15 protein-coding genes and 2 pseudogenes are annotated in these 15,277 nt (G+C 40.1%); 7 read left to right on the plus strand and 10 right to left on the minus strand.

The window, feature by feature from the left end:
• Window positions 1–8: 8 nt before the first annotated feature.
• Entirely contained in the window at window positions 9–674 is a 666-nt protein-coding gene (locus CBG49_RS14110) for a uroporphyrinogen-III synthase (RefSeq protein WP_088594983.1), read from the plus strand.
• A 30-nt stretch (window positions 675–704) separates the two neighbouring features.
• Here CBG49_RS14110 and CBG49_RS14115 read toward each other — a convergent pair whose 3' ends face one another.
• The 7 genes from CBG49_RS14115 to CBG49_RS14145 all read right to left on the minus strand — a co-directional run bounded on the left by CBG49_RS14115 (window position 705) and on the right by CBG49_RS14145 (window position 8,615).
• The gene (locus CBG49_RS14115) at window positions 705–4,220 is read right to left on the minus strand and encodes an efflux RND transporter permease subunit (RefSeq protein ID WP_088594984.1); all 3,516 of its coding nucleotides are present in this window, start codon (window positions 4,218–4,220) and stop codon (window positions 705–707) included.
• A 3-nt stretch (window positions 4,221–4,223) separates the two neighbouring features.
• Window positions 4,224–5,033 (minus strand): hypothetical protein, encoded by an 810-nt coding sequence (locus CBG49_RS14120; RefSeq protein WP_088594985.1) that lies wholly within the window; start codon window positions 5,031–5,033, stop codon window positions 4,224–4,226.
• A gap of 145 nt (window positions 5,034–5,178) precedes the next feature.
• The gene (locus CBG49_RS14125; RefSeq protein ID WP_088594986.1) at window positions 5,179–5,799 is read right to left on the minus strand and encodes a WG repeat-containing protein; all 621 of its coding nucleotides are present in this window, start codon (window positions 5,797–5,799) and stop codon (window positions 5,179–5,181) included.
• Between the two features lie 30 nt (window positions 5,800–5,829).
• Entirely contained in the window at window positions 5,830–6,354 is a 525-nt protein-coding gene (locus CBG49_RS14130) for an O-acetyl-ADP-ribose deacetylase (protein ID WP_088594987.1), read from the minus strand.
• Window positions 6,355–6,487: 133 nt separating this feature from the next.
• Window positions 6,488–7,171, minus strand: coding sequence for a hypothetical protein (locus tag CBG49_RS14135; RefSeq protein WP_088594988.1), 684 nt, complete (start codon window positions 7,169–7,171; stop codon window positions 6,488–6,490).
• A 27-nt stretch (window positions 7,172–7,198) separates the two neighbouring features.
• A complete protein-coding gene (locus CBG49_RS14140) occupies window positions 7,199–7,768 on the minus strand; it encodes an SMI1/KNR4 family protein (RefSeq protein WP_088594989.1) in 570 nt (189 codons plus the stop codon).
• Window positions 7,769–7,787: 19 nt separating this feature from the next.
• Complete coding sequence (locus tag CBG49_RS14145) at window positions 7,788–8,615, minus strand: IS5 family transposase (RefSeq protein ID WP_227002906.1); 828 nt, start codon at window positions 8,613–8,615, stop codon at window positions 7,788–7,790.
• 83 nt (window positions 8,616–8,698) lie between these two features.
• On the opposite strand from CBG49_RS14145, the pseudogene CBG49_RS14150 reads away from it, so the two are divergent.
• The 6 genes and pseudogenes from CBG49_RS14150 (at window position 8,699) to CBG49_RS14175 (ending at window position 14,183) form a co-directional block, all read left to right on the plus strand.
• A pseudogene (locus CBG49_RS14150) lies at window positions 8,699–9,045 on the plus strand (hypothetical protein).
• Between the two features lie 228 nt (window positions 9,046–9,273).
• Window positions 9,274–9,876 carry a CDP-alcohol phosphatidyltransferase family protein gene (locus CBG49_RS14155; RefSeq protein WP_088594990.1) on the plus strand — a complete coding sequence of 201 codons (603 nt, stop codon included), beginning with the start codon at window positions 9,274–9,276 and terminating at the stop codon, window positions 9,874–9,876.
• Window positions 9,866–10,642 (plus strand): phosphatidate cytidylyltransferase, encoded by a 777-nt coding sequence (locus CBG49_RS14160; protein WP_088594991.1) that lies wholly within the window; start codon window positions 9,866–9,868, stop codon window positions 10,640–10,642. The genes CBG49_RS14155 and CBG49_RS14160 overlap by 11 nt, the downstream gene beginning before the upstream one ends.
• On the plus strand, window positions 10,630–11,670 hold the full coding sequence (locus tag CBG49_RS14165) for a patatin-like phospholipase family protein (RefSeq protein WP_088594992.1): 1,041 nt from the start codon (window positions 10,630–10,632) through the stop codon (window positions 11,668–11,670). The genes CBG49_RS14160 and CBG49_RS14165 overlap by 13 nt, the downstream gene beginning before the upstream one ends.
• Window positions 11,667–12,413: an SDR family NAD(P)-dependent oxidoreductase gene (locus tag CBG49_RS14170; protein WP_009413708.1), complete on the plus strand. Its 747-nt coding sequence runs from the start codon at window positions 11,667–11,669 to the stop codon at window positions 12,411–12,413. The genes CBG49_RS14165 and CBG49_RS14170 overlap by 4 nt, the downstream gene beginning before the upstream one ends.
• A 66-nt stretch (window positions 12,414–12,479) precedes the next feature.
• The gene (locus tag CBG49_RS14175; protein ID WP_009413709.1) at window positions 12,480–14,183 is read left to right on the plus strand and encodes a bifunctional alpha/beta hydrolase/class I SAM-dependent methyltransferase; all 1,704 of its coding nucleotides are present in this window, start codon (window positions 12,480–12,482) and stop codon (window positions 14,181–14,183) included.
• A 41-nt stretch (window positions 14,184–14,224) separates the two neighbouring features.
• Here CBG49_RS14175 and CBG49_RS15880 read toward each other — a convergent pair whose 3' ends face one another.
• The 3 genes and pseudogenes from CBG49_RS15880 to CBG49_RS14185 all read right to left on the minus strand — a co-directional run bounded on the left by CBG49_RS15880 (window position 14,225) and on the right by CBG49_RS14185 (window position 15,263).
• On the minus strand, window positions 14,225–14,401 hold the full coding sequence (locus CBG49_RS15880; protein ID WP_002679975.1) for a hypothetical protein: 177 nt from the start codon (window positions 14,399–14,401) through the stop codon (window positions 14,225–14,227).
• 5 nt (window positions 14,402–14,406) lie between these two features.
• Window positions 14,407–14,583, minus strand: a pseudogene (locus CBG49_RS14180) (class I SAM-dependent methyltransferase); the annotation flags it as partial.
• A 257-nt stretch (window positions 14,584–14,840) separates the two neighbouring features.
• Window positions 14,841–15,263, minus strand: coding sequence for a DUF4304 domain-containing protein (locus CBG49_RS14185; RefSeq protein WP_227002907.1), 423 nt, complete (start codon window positions 15,261–15,263; stop codon window positions 14,841–14,843).
• Window positions 15,264–15,277 lie beyond the last annotated feature (14 nt).

The following is a 15,277-nucleotide window of genomic DNA, read 5'->3' on the forward strand; positions in this document are numbered from 1 at the left end:
AGAACAAAATGAAAACCATTGTCTCTACAAAAATATTAACCGAAACGCAGCAATCTATGCTTTCGGGACTTGATATACAGCTGATTGAACACAATTTTGTAAGTATAAATTTGTTACCGATAAAACTCACTCTTCCTTATAATCTCTTAATCTTCACGAGCCAAAATGCGGTGAGGAGTGTTTTGCAGCATCCTTTGGCTACTACCTTAAAAGATTGTGTTGTGCTATGTGTAGGAGAACGTACCGCACAACTACTTGAAAAAAGCGGTTTTACGGTGCGCTGTTCTTTCCATTACGCTACCGATTTAACGAAATATCTTTCAGCTAATTTAAAAGAATTTGAAAAGATGCATCGCATTGCTTTTTTTGCGGGTACACAGCGCTTAGAAACGCTCCCGCAATTCTTTGCAAAGTACTTGCCTAATGTAGAGGAAATTACAGCTTATCAAACAGAACTAACACCTATCACTATTCACAAAAAAGTAGACGGGATACTATTTTTCAGTCCGTCGGGGGTGGAGAGTTATCGCTCGTGTAATCCTGCAGGCAAAGAAAAAGTATTTTGCATAGGAGATACTACTGCTGAAGCTGCTCAACGCTATTGGAAAGATGTGGTGATAGCTGAAAAACCAACAATTGACAGCGTGTTAGCTCAGGTAAGAGATATGAGGTAAGAGGTAAAAAAATAATGTGAAACACCCAAACTAAGCTATTTCCATACCTTTAATTACTACATCAAATTCTTCTCCTTCTGGACGCTCTTTCACGTATTGTATTTTGCGGATTTTGGTGAGGTAACTATGTTGTGCAATGGCGTGCTTCTCATCATCGGCGATGACAGATACAATTTCACGCTCAGGATAGGTGAGCAATAACAAGAAATCTAACTGACCATAATCATCGGCAATATGCAAAATACGCGCTTTTTCGGGTAATGAATGCACGAGTTCGTGATAGTGTTCGCGATGCTGCCTATAATCTTCTTTTACAGCGCGCACTACGTAATTTTCCTTGTATAAATAGTTAAAAAACAGTTTCTTCTTTAGGTAATCCACTCCTTCTAATCGCTTGCGCAAGGCGAGGAATTGCTGGCGGTAGAAAGCACCTATCTGTTTGGCTCGTTCGCGTGGAGTGTTGCCAAAACGTTCATCGTTAGGAGTTATGGGTTCGCCTACTACTACCGTAATAGCACCATCGTAGATAATCACATCTCCTTTGGGTTGCACCTCCGAACAACCGTGAATATACACGGGCACGAGAGGCGTTTGGAAATGTTCGGCTATTAGGAAAGCACCTTTGTGAAAACGGTGTATTTGGTTGGTATCGGAGCGTTTGCCTTCTGGGAAAATCATTACTGAAATACCGTTCTTCAAATTCTTTTCGAATAAGGGCATTCCTTTTTCTATGCCTTCAGAGGCTGGAAAGAAGCCCATTGCCTGCACATAACGTCCAAATACTACCGAGTTATACACCCAATCGTTTACCATATAACTGACGCGATGTGTGAAGAGCCCTATTGCCAAAGTATCGAGCCACGAGGTATGATTGGCAATTACTACCGAAGGAGTTGTAAGCTGTATATGGTGTGGATTCTCTACCTTTTTGCGCACAAAAGGATTGGCATAAAGCACTGAAGTAGTGAGCGAGGTAGCTAAACGTCTGAGCCACATAGTGCGTTTAGGAGTTATTTTGGCAAATAACCAACCTATATTGGAGAGAATAATAGACGATAGTGCATAATAGGTAATTAGCAGTATGGATTGCACTAAAAGACGCAAACTCACCGGAGAACGCCCTCTATTTGGACGGCGAAAAATAAAAAACTTAAATATAGTAGGGTAAAACACAAAAGTCATTGCTAAAGCAGTGAAAATACCTATCACTGATACCGATGCAATTGACTTTAAGGCAGGGTGTTTGGCAAAAATAAGCGTACCGATAGCTAAAAAGGTAGTAATAGATGCCAAAAGTACTGACACTTTGTACACAGGAAGTTCATTTTTACCATCGGTATAGTCTTTTTGCAGCGCACAAGTCATAAAAATACTAAAATCTACCGAATGTCCTAATACCAAAGTGCAGACAATCATACTAAACACATTGAACTCTATGCCAAAAAAGTTCATTAAAGCAGATGTAACTACCCCTGTAACTCCAATAGGAATAAGAGTGAGTAACACCAACTCTACACGCCTAAAAAACAAGAGCAGTATGAGGAAAATAGCGATAGACGAATAGTTTACTAACAGCAATATATCGTCTTTGAGTTTGCCTAAGAACGTTTCACTTAGGTTCTTGCGGTCGATAACAACGGTAGGTGTGTGTTTTTCTACTGAATGGATAAAAGGGTCACGCTCGGCAGGAGTGAGTTTTACGAGATTGGCAATAGTATAAAAACCTTCTTTTTCGGTGATAAAATCTTCTAACGGAATGGCTGAAAGAGTTTTATAAGCATCAAGATTGTTTATAACTTCAAAATCACCTGCTATACTTTGGTAGAAAGGTGCGTAAGTTTCTTCTTTAAAACCAACCTCATTCCCTTTTCCTATCAGTTGTTGTTTTAGAAATTGCTGTCTTTCGGCATTCCAAAAATCTTTCCATCGTTGTAAACGCGCTTCTTGTTCTTTTTTAGGCAATACAATCCCCCCAATAGAACTGAATTGCTTGATACTATCGTGTGCTTTATAACTTTGTAACTGCTGATATAGTGTATAATTGCGCTCTAAGGCTTCCTCTAACGAGTTGCCATAAGCAGCAGCATAGAGCGATTTATATTCGCTATCGGTGATGTTTTCTAATTGATGTTCAGCTGCTTTATAACGTTCGTTGATATAGTTGATATTGGCAATATCGCCATTGAAACGGACATTATGAAAAGTAAAACAACTCACCACTATCAGCAGTAGGCAAGCCCCTACTACCCACTTGTTGTGATGAAATGGATAAGCCCCTATACGGTCTAAAAAGGTTTTGCGTACCTCGATAGTGCGATTGCCACGGTAGAAATGAGGCACGAGCACCAACGACAATATGGCTGATACCATTATGCCTACGAAGGCAAACACCCCTAAATCTTGCATCACTTCGGAATGCACAAAGAGCAAACAGAGGAATGAAATAGCGGTAGTGATACTGCTGAGCAAGATAGGCACGGTTACAGCACGGTACAACTCGGCGGTGTTTTTAGCTACCTTGTAATGTGTGAGGATATGTAGTGAATAGTCGATAGTAACTCCTAAGAGTACCGCTCCTAAACTGATAGAAATTGCTGAAATACTGCCTTTGAGCACATAGAGTGTTGCCAAAGCGGAGAGCACCCCAAAAGCTGAAGGGATAAACGCGATAAATGGAATATAGACACTTCGATAAAAGAAGACAAGCAATAAATAAAGTGCTGATAGTGAAATGAGTACTGTGGTGAGGATATCGGTTTTGATTTGAGAGGCGTTGCTCACCGAGATAAAGGGAGCCCCAAAAAAATCTACGCGCACCTTCCCTTGATACTGGGCATTGAGATGGTCTTGCAGTTCATCTAAACCTGCGACGAAAGCGGCATTGTGCTCACTGTCGTTGCCATCGTACTTAGGGTTGATAAAGAAGAGGATATGCTGCTCGTCGTTAGTAGTGAGGAAACCATTGGCAATCTTAAAATCATTGCCTGTATTGAGTTCTTGAAGTTTGCGCAAACCGCGAAAAGTGAGACCAAAAGGGTCTTTACGGATAAACTGTTGTGCCACCATACCCGCAGGAGTGAGCATCGTTTTGTACTGACTCTCCACCATTGATTTGAGACTATCGGGGGCTAAACGGCGTTCTAAATAAGCGTAATCTTCATCGTTTAGAAAAAGAGGTAGGTGGTCGTTTACAAACTGCCAAGTCTCATCGATTTCTTCTTCGTTTATAATCCCCTGAATACTGGTGATATACTTCGTCATAGAAGCGTTGAGGGTATCGCGCAAAGTTTCGGCAACTGCCTGCATATCGGTGAGCGTTCCGCCTTTTTCGGCTGTTACCATTACCGAAATTTTATCGGCGAAGTTGAGCTGCTTGAGCACCTTGGAAGTGAGGTTCGTCTTGTCGTTTTGAGGAAGTACTTTGGTAATATCCTCTTCAAACCGCAACTGACTCAAGCCATAAATGGCAATGAGTGCCCAAGCGGTGAAGAATGAGAGGGTAGCGAGTTTATGAGTGGTGATATATTGGTAAATTCTGTTTAACATCTCTTATTTGTAATAGCTAATGATTCTTTTTTCTATTTGTGTTTCTTTATAATTATTATTTTTATCCCTTACTTCTATTTTTCTCGATATCCAATTATGATTTTTATCATATACATAATTCGTAATTAGGTATTCCGACATTAAATTATCTTCTAAATCATATAACTTTAGTGATAATACGTCTCTTTTATCATTGCTTTTAAATTTTCTTTTCATCTCATACTCCTCATAATCACTAACAATTTCAATAATATCCCCCTTTTCATCATATTTAAATTCTGTAAAACCTTTTACTAACCCCTCAACCTCTGAACTTAGTTCCTCTTTACGGATTTTATTCCCTCTTTTATCATATTTATTTACCAATTTATAACTTCTCTCTTTGATATAAGAACTATCTTTTTCATTTACTAATACATATACAAGCATCTCCTCATCTATTACCTCTCCTTTATCATTGTATTTCAAAGTATTTTTACTTGTTCTCCTACCTACTCTATACGAAACAATTTCTACAATATTATCTTTCAGATAAGAATAAACCGACCTACTTTTTTGCTTGTTAGATATAGAGTCAGTAAATTCTGTTAAGAATCCTTTATTGTTAAAAGAGCTAACAGATAATCTTTCTTGATCCATATAAGGAGTTCCATCATCATTCTTTATAGAATCATAGACTTTATATTGTGTTACAATTATGCTTTTTACTTGTCCGTGAAGATTCTGATCTTCCCAATCCGTTTTTCTATGTGATGAAGTATTACAAGATACTAATATAAGTAGAAAAATAAATAGTCTAAACGTATAATACATATTTTTAATTTTAAAAGGCAAAAGTAAGGATTTTTGAGAAAAAAAGAAAGCAATTGAATAAAATAAGGTCTGATTTTGATTATTTTAAGACTTTGTGACAGGCACGAGCTATAAGCTCGCATCAGCGGAGGGGGTAGAGACACAATTATTGACTAATCTCAAATTGTTTGTTACCTATCTGTACCCACGCTTTACCATTCTCAAAGAGAGCGCCATCGTCATAAATAAAAGGGAAGACGGTTTCGTTTTTGTCATTGATATAGCCATATTTAGCACCTTTCTTTACCAAGGCAAGTCCCTCGGTAAAATAAGAGGCATCGTCGTAGAGAAAAGGAATAATTTGTTCGCCTTTTTGATTGATAAAGCCCCATTTACCGTCTTTCTTTACGGCTACATAATCTTTATGAAAGTAGGTTGTATCTTCATAAATAAACGGAATCACCTCTTCTCCTTTCTCATTGATAAAGCCCCATTTGCCATTCAACAAGGCAGCTGCAGGGCGGTGGTTATAGAAGTCGTTGTCATCTATAAGGTCATATTTTATAGGAGTAATCTCCTTGCCAGAGGTATCTATCAATCCGTATTGCGCACCTATTCTCACCATTGCCACTCCTTGAAAGAAGTCATAGACAAAATCGTACTTTATAGGGGTAATAAGGGTTCCCTTCTCATTGATATAGCCCCATTTATCGCCTTGCCTTACACAAGCAAAGCCCTTGTGAAAATCGGTTATTTCATCATATTTCTCTTGCTTGTTTGTGTTCATTGTTCTGACTTTTAATTATCTTGCAAGTTCTCAAATCTTCTGTATGTTTGTATAAATATCGTAGTTTTCTTGATCAAAACAAACTACCTTCACCTGCTTGATTTTATCCGTTTTTTCCAAGAAATGAGCTATGGTATGAAGCGCTATTTGTGCTGCTTTCTCCTTCGGAAATCTATACCTCCCAGTACTGATATTAGGAAATGAAATAGTAGCTACTTGATGCTCTAAAGCCAACTCCAAACAACTAATGTAAACTTGTGCCAGTAGGCTTTCTTCATTATGTGTTCCCCCATTCCACACCGGACCTACTGTGTGAATAACATATTTAGCAGGCAAATTGCCGGCAGTAGTAATAACTGCGCTACCCACCTTGCAACCTCCTTGTTTATTCCTTATCTTCTCACATTCTTCAGTGAGTGCTTTACCCCCTGCTTTATGAATAGCTCCATCCACACCTCCTCCACCAAGTAGAGAAGTGTTGGCAGCATTCACAATGGCATCTACGAAAATTTTAGTGATATCTCCTAATACGATTTCAATGTTACTATGTATCATCACTCAATTAATTATTAGAATTTGTTAGATGTTGGTAATATAAAGTCCTCACCCCCGTTCCCCCTCCCGAAGGGAAGGGGCAATCCGCAAAAGTGATTTTTGCTATTTTTGATTTGTTTTGATAATTTAAACATTAATCAGTTGTTGAGGCTATAATCCCTATATACCAATACCTACACGGATTATATACCGTCCAAAAGAAACTCCCTCTCCACTTTTTGCCCTCATCAAAGTAATTAGAGCTATCAGTACTCCACCTATAGACTTCTATTTGAGAAATATCAGTAAAAAGTAACCTACAAAAATCTAAAAAGAAGTTGCCTTTTTCAAAATTGCTTTGCCTAAACATAAAAGAGTATCGGGGCTGAAAGAAAGCGTAAGCAAAGGCTTCCTTTTTGAGGTCTTCTTCAGTCATAGCTACTGCTTTTTCAGGCACTTCTTTATCATCATAGTAAAAATACCGATTGTGCAGTTTCTCACCACTAAGAATTATCCTCCCGCTCACCTCCTCATATTGCCAGCCCATAAAGTCTTGGACAGAAATCTCCTTACCCGAATCTTTAAGGACACCAAAATCGTAGTCCATCGTAAAAAGTTTCTTACGATTTATTTTAGATTTAGCCGCTATACGGTCAAGACGCGTATTTACTTCTTCCGCTACCGAAATAAGGGTCTGCTGGGCTACTGCCAAATGCTTCTGATAAGGTGTATCGTCCTGCTCCGTATCCAACTGAAAGATACGAAAGTCTATCATACCACCCTCCCGCTCGAAGGCTTTATACTTTTCTATAAACTTAGGTATTTCTATAGTTGTCATTTTAATAACTTATCAAATACATTAGCATTACATTGGCACTGCTTCATCAAGCCATTCAGTAAACCAAGAGATGAAAGATACTCTTTCTCCTTTTTCATTCAATAGAGGCTCTATACCTCCATAATCTGTTCTCTCATCAAGCCATATATTGCCATACTCTTCACCATTTACAACTAATAAATAAGTGGCTCCGTGCCCTATATGGCAAATTTGCAAACAACCATTAATATGATTTATACTCATATATTCCATCAAGGCAGCACTACTAGGGCGTTCTCCTCTATCCCAATCAATAGATTCAATCCATTCTTTTTCATTCCAAGCCTTTGTATAAGGAAAAGGGTTAGAGAGATTAATCATTGGTTTTTCTCTAAGTTTGAAGTCTTTCATTGACTCTTGCAAAGAAAGCAGTCCATAATCTAGTCCTATACATCCATTCCCTATTTTTGTTATAAATTCTCTATAACCTTTAGGAAGTATTATATTGTTCCTTTTTTCTATTTCAGAAACTTCATCTTCTGAAATCGTAGGGTTTATAAATACCTCTTTAGGTACAATTGATTTTAAAGAATCGGGATGTGCTAATAAAAATAGCATCTTTTTTTAATAAACGTGTTTAAACTTTTTTGAGGAACTTGGATATAAACCCTAATAGAAGCATTCCAATCCAAGTTACATCAAGATACTCATATCTCATTATCAAACCTTTATATCCATCAAGCCAACCATTTGCTTGTTCGATCTTAAACCTATTTTTGTACAATTCTTCATCAAAATAAACATCTGGTTGCTCTCCATTTCGGGGATTAGGTTTAATATTTGCTATAATTTCTTTACTTTCTAAAAACTCTCTAAGAGACTTACTATCAAATCCTGCGTCAGCATTGAGAAACAGACCTTTGTGCTCTATTCCTGCTTCTTCTAATAAAACTAAGATTTCTTTTAGTACTTCTTCTATTTCGTATAAGTCATTGTGATTTCCTGCTTTAGGGCTTCCCATTGCTATCATTTGCCCTTTATTATCACACAAAAAAATACTATTTGTGGTTACGGCTTTTTTTCTTGCTTGATAACCTGCAGACTCTCCTTTTTGGCGACAACGTGTATGACTATCATCCAATTGAACGCAAGACATATCTAATTTTCTTTTCTTCTTGCTTAATAGATTCAACCATACTCGCTGAAAACTACCATCTTTACTCCATTTATTGAAGTAGTAATAGACATTTTGCCAAGAGATTTCTCCTTTTTCAAAATAGCTCTCAATTGGGAGTTCTCTCCATTGTACCCCTGTTCTTAATCTCTTGAAAATCAATAAAATTATTGAAGCTAAATCAAAATTACTTTTAAATCCTCTTTTCCCTACACTTAAAAAGGGTATAATCCAAATATTTATTGTATCTTTGCCCAAAGTTCCTGAATTTTGGTGTTCTTTTTTTTTCAAACACAAAATTACTAATTTTCGGGAACTTTTACTTTATTATAGGAAAAAGTTTAAACAGCTTCTATAAATAATATATCAACATTATGACCTCAGACGAATTTGCAAAGAACTTTTACCTTGAAAAACTAGCGTTTTTAAAGTCATGCTTCAAGCGCAACCCGAACAAGCTTCGGCTGTAAATGTAAAAATAAAAGAAATGGCTCTGACAGAGAGTCAAACTGAGAAACTTAAGGAAGTTATTGATATTCTGTTAGAAGATGTATTTTACACTATCCTATTAGGCCTAGATGGTGAATGCTCCATAGGTGAGATCCAACAGAATTATAAGATATATGACCAAGACAATAATCTTATTTCCGATTGTGGAGAATTGGAAGCCAGTGCTTATGAGTACTTTCACGAAGACAAATATGAGAGGGAAACTCTCTGATAATTAACAAATGAACCTATTATGAAAAAACACACTCTGAAAGACATCATCCGTGCTTTGGTAGCGGAGTACCTTACTGATGATGGAAAAACCTATAACACCAAGCACTATAATCTATCTGCAATTATAGTGGTAGGTATAAGGTTAACTCGGAAAGGTTGGTGTCGTTCCGCAAGTGGCTACTCGGATTTTGATAAGTTTTTTAACTAATATACTCATTAACCTATTATGATTTCTGTATACAAACTAAAACCTAAATTCCAGCAGCTATTGCACCCGCTACTGGTATGGCTACACAGGAGAGGTGTTACTGCCAATGAGATTACTGTAGTGGCCATTGTGTTCTCCTTTGGGATTGGCGTGCTCTTTTGGGAGGCTTCGGCGGTACCACTTTTCTTTTTGGCACTGCCCATAGGGCTGTTGGTGCGTATGATCCTCAATGCTCTTGACGGTATGATGGCACGAGAGTTCGGACAAACCTCCCGCTTAGGAGAGGTACTCAATGAGGTGGGCGATGTGGTCTCGGATGTGTTTATCTTCTTCCCCTTGCTAAAGTACCACCCCGAAAGCCTTTACTGGGTGGTAGCTTTTATTGTACTGAGCGTACTCAATGAGTTTGCTGGCGTCATGGGCAAGGTCTTAGGAGGGCAAAGGCGCTATGAGGGGCCTATGGGCAAGAGCGACCGAGCACTGCTGATGGGTATCTATGGGCTGCTTGCCTACTTTGGTGTGGGAATACAAGCCTACTCTCAAGTGGTTTTTGCCATAGTTATTGCCTTGCTACTTTTAAGTACTTTTACCCGCTTAAAAAAAGGACTTTATGCCGCTTGACAACAAATATGCCGATGTACCGCTTCGTATCAGGAGCTGGGGAGTGATTATCTGTGTTTTTGCTGCGGCTGTCTCCCACCCCTACGCCATGTGTCTTTTTTCCCTATGGGTAAGCTTTCAAGCCCTTACGGAATTGGGCGGGCTCTTTGGTTTTAATCCGAGCTATTGGTGTATGGCTATTCCCTTGTTACAAGGGGTTTTACTATGGAGCTGTCCCAACTACTCCACTTATATGGTAGAAGCTTGTATGGTTGTGGGGATAGGCCTTATCCTATATCTATGCCTTAGGCAAATCCCCTTAGGATTGCCCCTTTCCCTACTGATTGTTTTGGCAGCCTACCCTCACCTGACTTTCTTACGTATGAAGCCACAAGGGGTGGAGTGGTTCATCTTCTTGGTGGTAACGACCGAACTCAACGACATCTTCCAATACCTCACTGGAAAGCGCTTTGGCAAGCACAAGATCTTACCCAAGATAAGCCCCAATAAGACCGTGGAAGGGTTTGTAGGCGGCTTACTGCTCACCCCTTTTTTGAGTGTGGGCTTAGGCTACTTGCTGAGGCTTCCTATTGCACTACATACATTAGTTTTTGTAGGCTTATTCATTAGCTTTTTTGGTTTCTGGGGCGATGTGACTTTCTCTTACCTCAAGCGGCGGGCGGGGGTAAAGGACACCAGCCAACTGATTCCTGGTCATGGTGGTCTCTTGGATCGCATAGATAGTCTCTTGTTCAACTGTATTTGGTTTTACCTATGGATACGATAAAGCCCTTTTCCCGTAGTTTGCTTCTCTCCGGAGGAGGCACCCGCTTTGCCTTATACAATGGTATGTATGCAGCGTTGTGTGATATAGGCAAAGCTCCTGAGCTACTTATTGCCAGCTGTGGTGGGGCTTTTGCTGCCTTGGTAATCAATGCTTTTGCTAATAATACAGAGAGAAAAGCCTATCTGCAATCACAGGAGTTTTACCACTTTATCCAAAGCCTGTCCCTTACCCCTTATAGCAAGCTATATCGCTTGGGGCTTTTAGTCCTACAGAAGCGCTATGACCGGCGTCGTGCTCCCTTGGTAGAGGATGTATATACACGCTATTTGGTAGAAATGTCCCAAGACCTATCGGAGCTACTCCCCTCCTTGACCAAGTTAGCTTTTTCTGCTGCCTTGCCCACTATCATCATAGGAGCAAAGATGTGCTTTGCCCCCCATGAGTGTGGCAAGCGTAGGGGTAAGCGAAAACTCTACCAAGAGGTGCTCATAACCGACCCTGAGACTGCCCAGAGGATCCCTCTTGAGACACTGCAACATACCGAATCCAACTATACGCTTTCGGCCGTAGCAACCGATATAAGTGTGGAAACGGCTATTCCCTTGCTCTGGGCTGCCCGTATTTCTGTCTCGGATATGTTCTATGTAGCTCCTGTAAGCTATCAGGGGACATACTATGCAGGCGGGGCTATTGACCTTGTTCCTATGGAGCTGGCTTATGCGCTTTCAACTACTGTAATTGCTGAGCACAAGCAGGCCTACTCTCCTACCGAAGAGTCTTTGGTACGTGTCGTCTTGGGCTTTAGTGGCAACGAGCGGTTGGCGTCGGTGGCTTCCTATCCTGCCCAATGGATAGATACTCGAAGAGCAACTACCGTTCTAAAGGGCTTTTACTCTGAGAAATATATCAATTGGAAGCATCTGGAGATAGGAATTCACTTTCCCAAGGACTATCCCTCTTACCGAGAGCAGATAGAGCGGCAATGGGACTATGGTTACCAAACTATTCTTAACACCTTTAGCTTATGAATGTATTTATCATAGGAGGCACCACTGGCATAGGGTTTGCCTTGGCTCACTTCTACCAGCAAAGCGGCCATCGGGTTGGGGTATGCGGCAGAGATCTTAGCAAGCTCCCCAAGGCAGTTCCTTTTGAGAGTTATAAGGCCGATGTTATAGACAAAGCACTATTAACCCAAGTGATACGACAGTTTGTAGGCTCAGACACCCTCTCCTTACTTATCAACTGTGCGGGTAGCTATGCCGAGGATGTGGTAGGAGAAATTTCTTACGAGGAGGCGGTCAGTATGCTACAAACCAATATCATAGGAGCCGTCAATACCTTGGAGGTTGGCCGAGAACTTATGGCTCATCATGGAGGCCAAATCGTCCTGCTAGCATCTATCTCAGGGATTTTGGACTATCCCTCCTCCAGCCTATATACCAAGACCAAGCGCAGTGTTTTACAGATAGCCGATGCCTATAGGCGTGCCTTACGCCCCTTTGGCATCTATATCACCTCTATTGCGCCTGGGTATGTAGCCACCCAAAAGCTCTACAAGCTCAACCAAAACAATCTCTCTAAGAAACCTTTTCTGGTGAGTGAAGATAGAGCAGTAGCCGAAATCAGCAGGGCTATCACTCAAAAGAAAAGCCTACACCTCTTCCCTACTCGTATGAAGTGGCTCATGCAATTACTCTCGCTACTGCCTAAGCCTTTGCTGTCCTTACTAATGTACAGAAAGGCCAAATGGATGCAAAATCACAACTAATTCTAACAAAAAATTAGGTAATTAAAAAATAATTTTCTATTTTTGTCGTATCAAAATCATTATACCATGAACACAGGTTTTTTCAAAAGTCATGAAGGGGAAGAACTATTCTTCTACGAATGGAATTACAAGCCCGGACAAAAGACCCTTATCGTAATTCATAGAGGGCATGAGTATGGGGAGCGTCTACAGGAATTTGCTACCCATCCGCTCTTTGCTGCCTACAACATCTTTGCTTTTGACATGCGTGGACATGGGCACACCAAAGCCGCTGTATCTCCTGTTTTCATGGATTCGGTACGGGACTTGGATACCTTTGCCAAGTTCCTTGGGCAGCACTATGAGGTACGCGAGGAAGATATCTTTGTAGTGGCCAATAGTATTGGCGGGGTAATCACATCGGCTTGGGTGCATGATTTTGCACCCCGCATCGCTGGCATGGCGCTATTGGCTCCTGCCTTTGAGATCAACCTGATCGTTCCTATGGCCAAGCAAGCCATCGAGTTGGCTCTAAAAATCAATCCTAAACTGATTGTTAAGAGCTATGTAAAATCCAAGATGCTCACTCGCGACACTAAGCAGCAACAGGCTTACGATAATGACCCTCTCATCACCCGCTCTATCAATGGCAAACTCCTCATTGACCTTGCCAATGCTGGTAAGCGATTGGTGGAAGATGCCGCTGCAATCACCACCCCTACCCTACTGCTCTCCGCTAAAAAAGACTTTGTGGTGATTAACCAACAGCAAAAGCAGTTTTATGTAAACCTATCCTCCCCTATAAAAGAGTTTGTTACCTTGGAGGGCTTCCATCATGGAATTCTCTTCGAGCAAGGCCGTGAGGAAGTATATAAGCTCCTACAACACTTTATCCAAAAGGCTTTCTCTGCACCCTTGCCTACTCCTACTCTTGATTCTGATCTCTTTACTCAGAAAGAATTTGAGACCATGCAATATGAACTGATTCCCACCAGAGAGCGTTGGGGTTACCATCTTCAGAAATGGGCGTTGAGCAAGCTTGGTCACCTCAGTGGTGGTATGACTGTAGGGCTTACCTATGGCTTCGATTCTGGCGCCTCCATGGATTATGTATATAAAAACACGCCACAAGGCAAGTGGGGTATAGGTCGTTGGATGGACAAAAGCTATCTCAATGCCATAGGCTGGCGCGGGGTACGTATCCGCAAGAGACACCTCCTACAACAGGTAGAAAAGGCTATACAAGCCCTACAAGCCCAAGAACAGGAGGTAAAAATATTGGACATCGCAGGTGGAGTGGGCAACTACCTTTTTGATATCAAAGAGCGCCACCCTGAAGTGGAGATCGTTATCAATGAGTTCCTACCAGCCAACATACAGAAGGGAGAGCAAATTATCAAAGAGCGTGGCTACCAGAATATTCGCTTTACCAATTACAATTGTTTTGAGGCTGATACTTACCGCAAACTAAATTATTCGCCCAATATCACCATCATCTCAGGTATTTTTGAGCTTTTTGGCGATAATATCTTGGCCTCTGAGGCAATCAAGGGGGTGGTTTCTATCTCGGACAATGGGTATATCATCTATACAGGACAGCCATGGCACCCCCAGCTCAAAACCATTGCCTTTGTCCTGAAGAGCCATCAGGAAAAAGACTGGGTGATGCGCCGCCGTAGCCAGCGTGAATTGGACGGACTTTTCTCCCTCCAAGGAGTCAAGAAAAAAAGTATGCTGATTGATGATTTTGGAATCTTTACTGTTAGTTTAGGACAAGTAAAGAAATATTAGGTGAGAATATATGAAAATAATTTATGCTTTTATAATAGCACTTATCCTAAGTGTGATTGCTTTTTTCCTTCTTTAAAACTAAGTATTTTGTATTCTTCATTTAGGTGATATTTCACTTTGGTTTCATTGTACCAAGTATCGTGTTCTTTTCCATCACACAAGCTATTTTCGTGAGGAACGGTTTCTATTTGTGCTAATCGTTTCTGTAAGACATTCATTTAGTTGCTTTTTCTAAAAGTGATTCCATAAAGTCGGCAGTCTCATCGGCGATAAGGAGTTTGTTCCCTGCTTTGGCAACCCGAAGCATTTCGCTTATAGCAAGTGCTTTATCGTTAAAGAAATTGATACCTCCGTTGTGAAACACAATATCAAAAGTATTATCGGCAAAAGGCAATTCCTCTCTCGTGGACTTCTCCCAAGGAGAGGGGCAACCCGCAAGAGTGATTTTTTTTATTTTTGATTTACTTTGATAATTAAATATTTAAGTCATATTTTTTAGCATACCCCTTTAAAGTTCTTTCAGCCAAAGGATTCACATCTTTTAAAAGTTCATTATATTCCTTTTGAGCTTTCTCTATATACCCATGTTCTCCATAAAACACCAATGCTCCAAAAGGAGGAAATATTGAATCAGCTGAATAGAAAATCTTCTCTACACTATATATATTGTTTAAAAAAAGGCAGAATATATTGTTGTATATCTTCCTGTACTCTCTTAATCAACTCTTGTTCATTGGTATTTTCATCCACTTCATACCATAGCTCTTTTCTCCCTCGTAAATCTTTAATAGTTTTACGGATAATACAAACAGGTTCTGTAGGGTAATCAGGCACTTGCCCTGTATGTTTAAAGTCATAATAGCCCAACCAAAATTTAGGTTCAAAAATCCCTATATTGATGCGAAACCTAATGTTATCTCTATCCCCATAACTGCTTTTCTGTATATTGATGATATGCCCTACCTCAGCAAGCTGACGATAATAGTTTAAGGCTTTCTTTTTAAAAGAAAGAGGCTTTAACAGAGGCGTAAAACCTTCTTTTACAATCGTATCGAATTTAATTTGTGTATCTGTTTTCATAGTGATCTTTAGCA

Origin of the sequence: Capnocytophaga endodontalis, assembly GCF_002209445.1 — a bacterium.
Classification (GTDB): Bacteria; Bacteroidota; Bacteroidia; order Flavobacteriales; family Flavobacteriaceae; genus Capnocytophaga; species Capnocytophaga periodontitidis.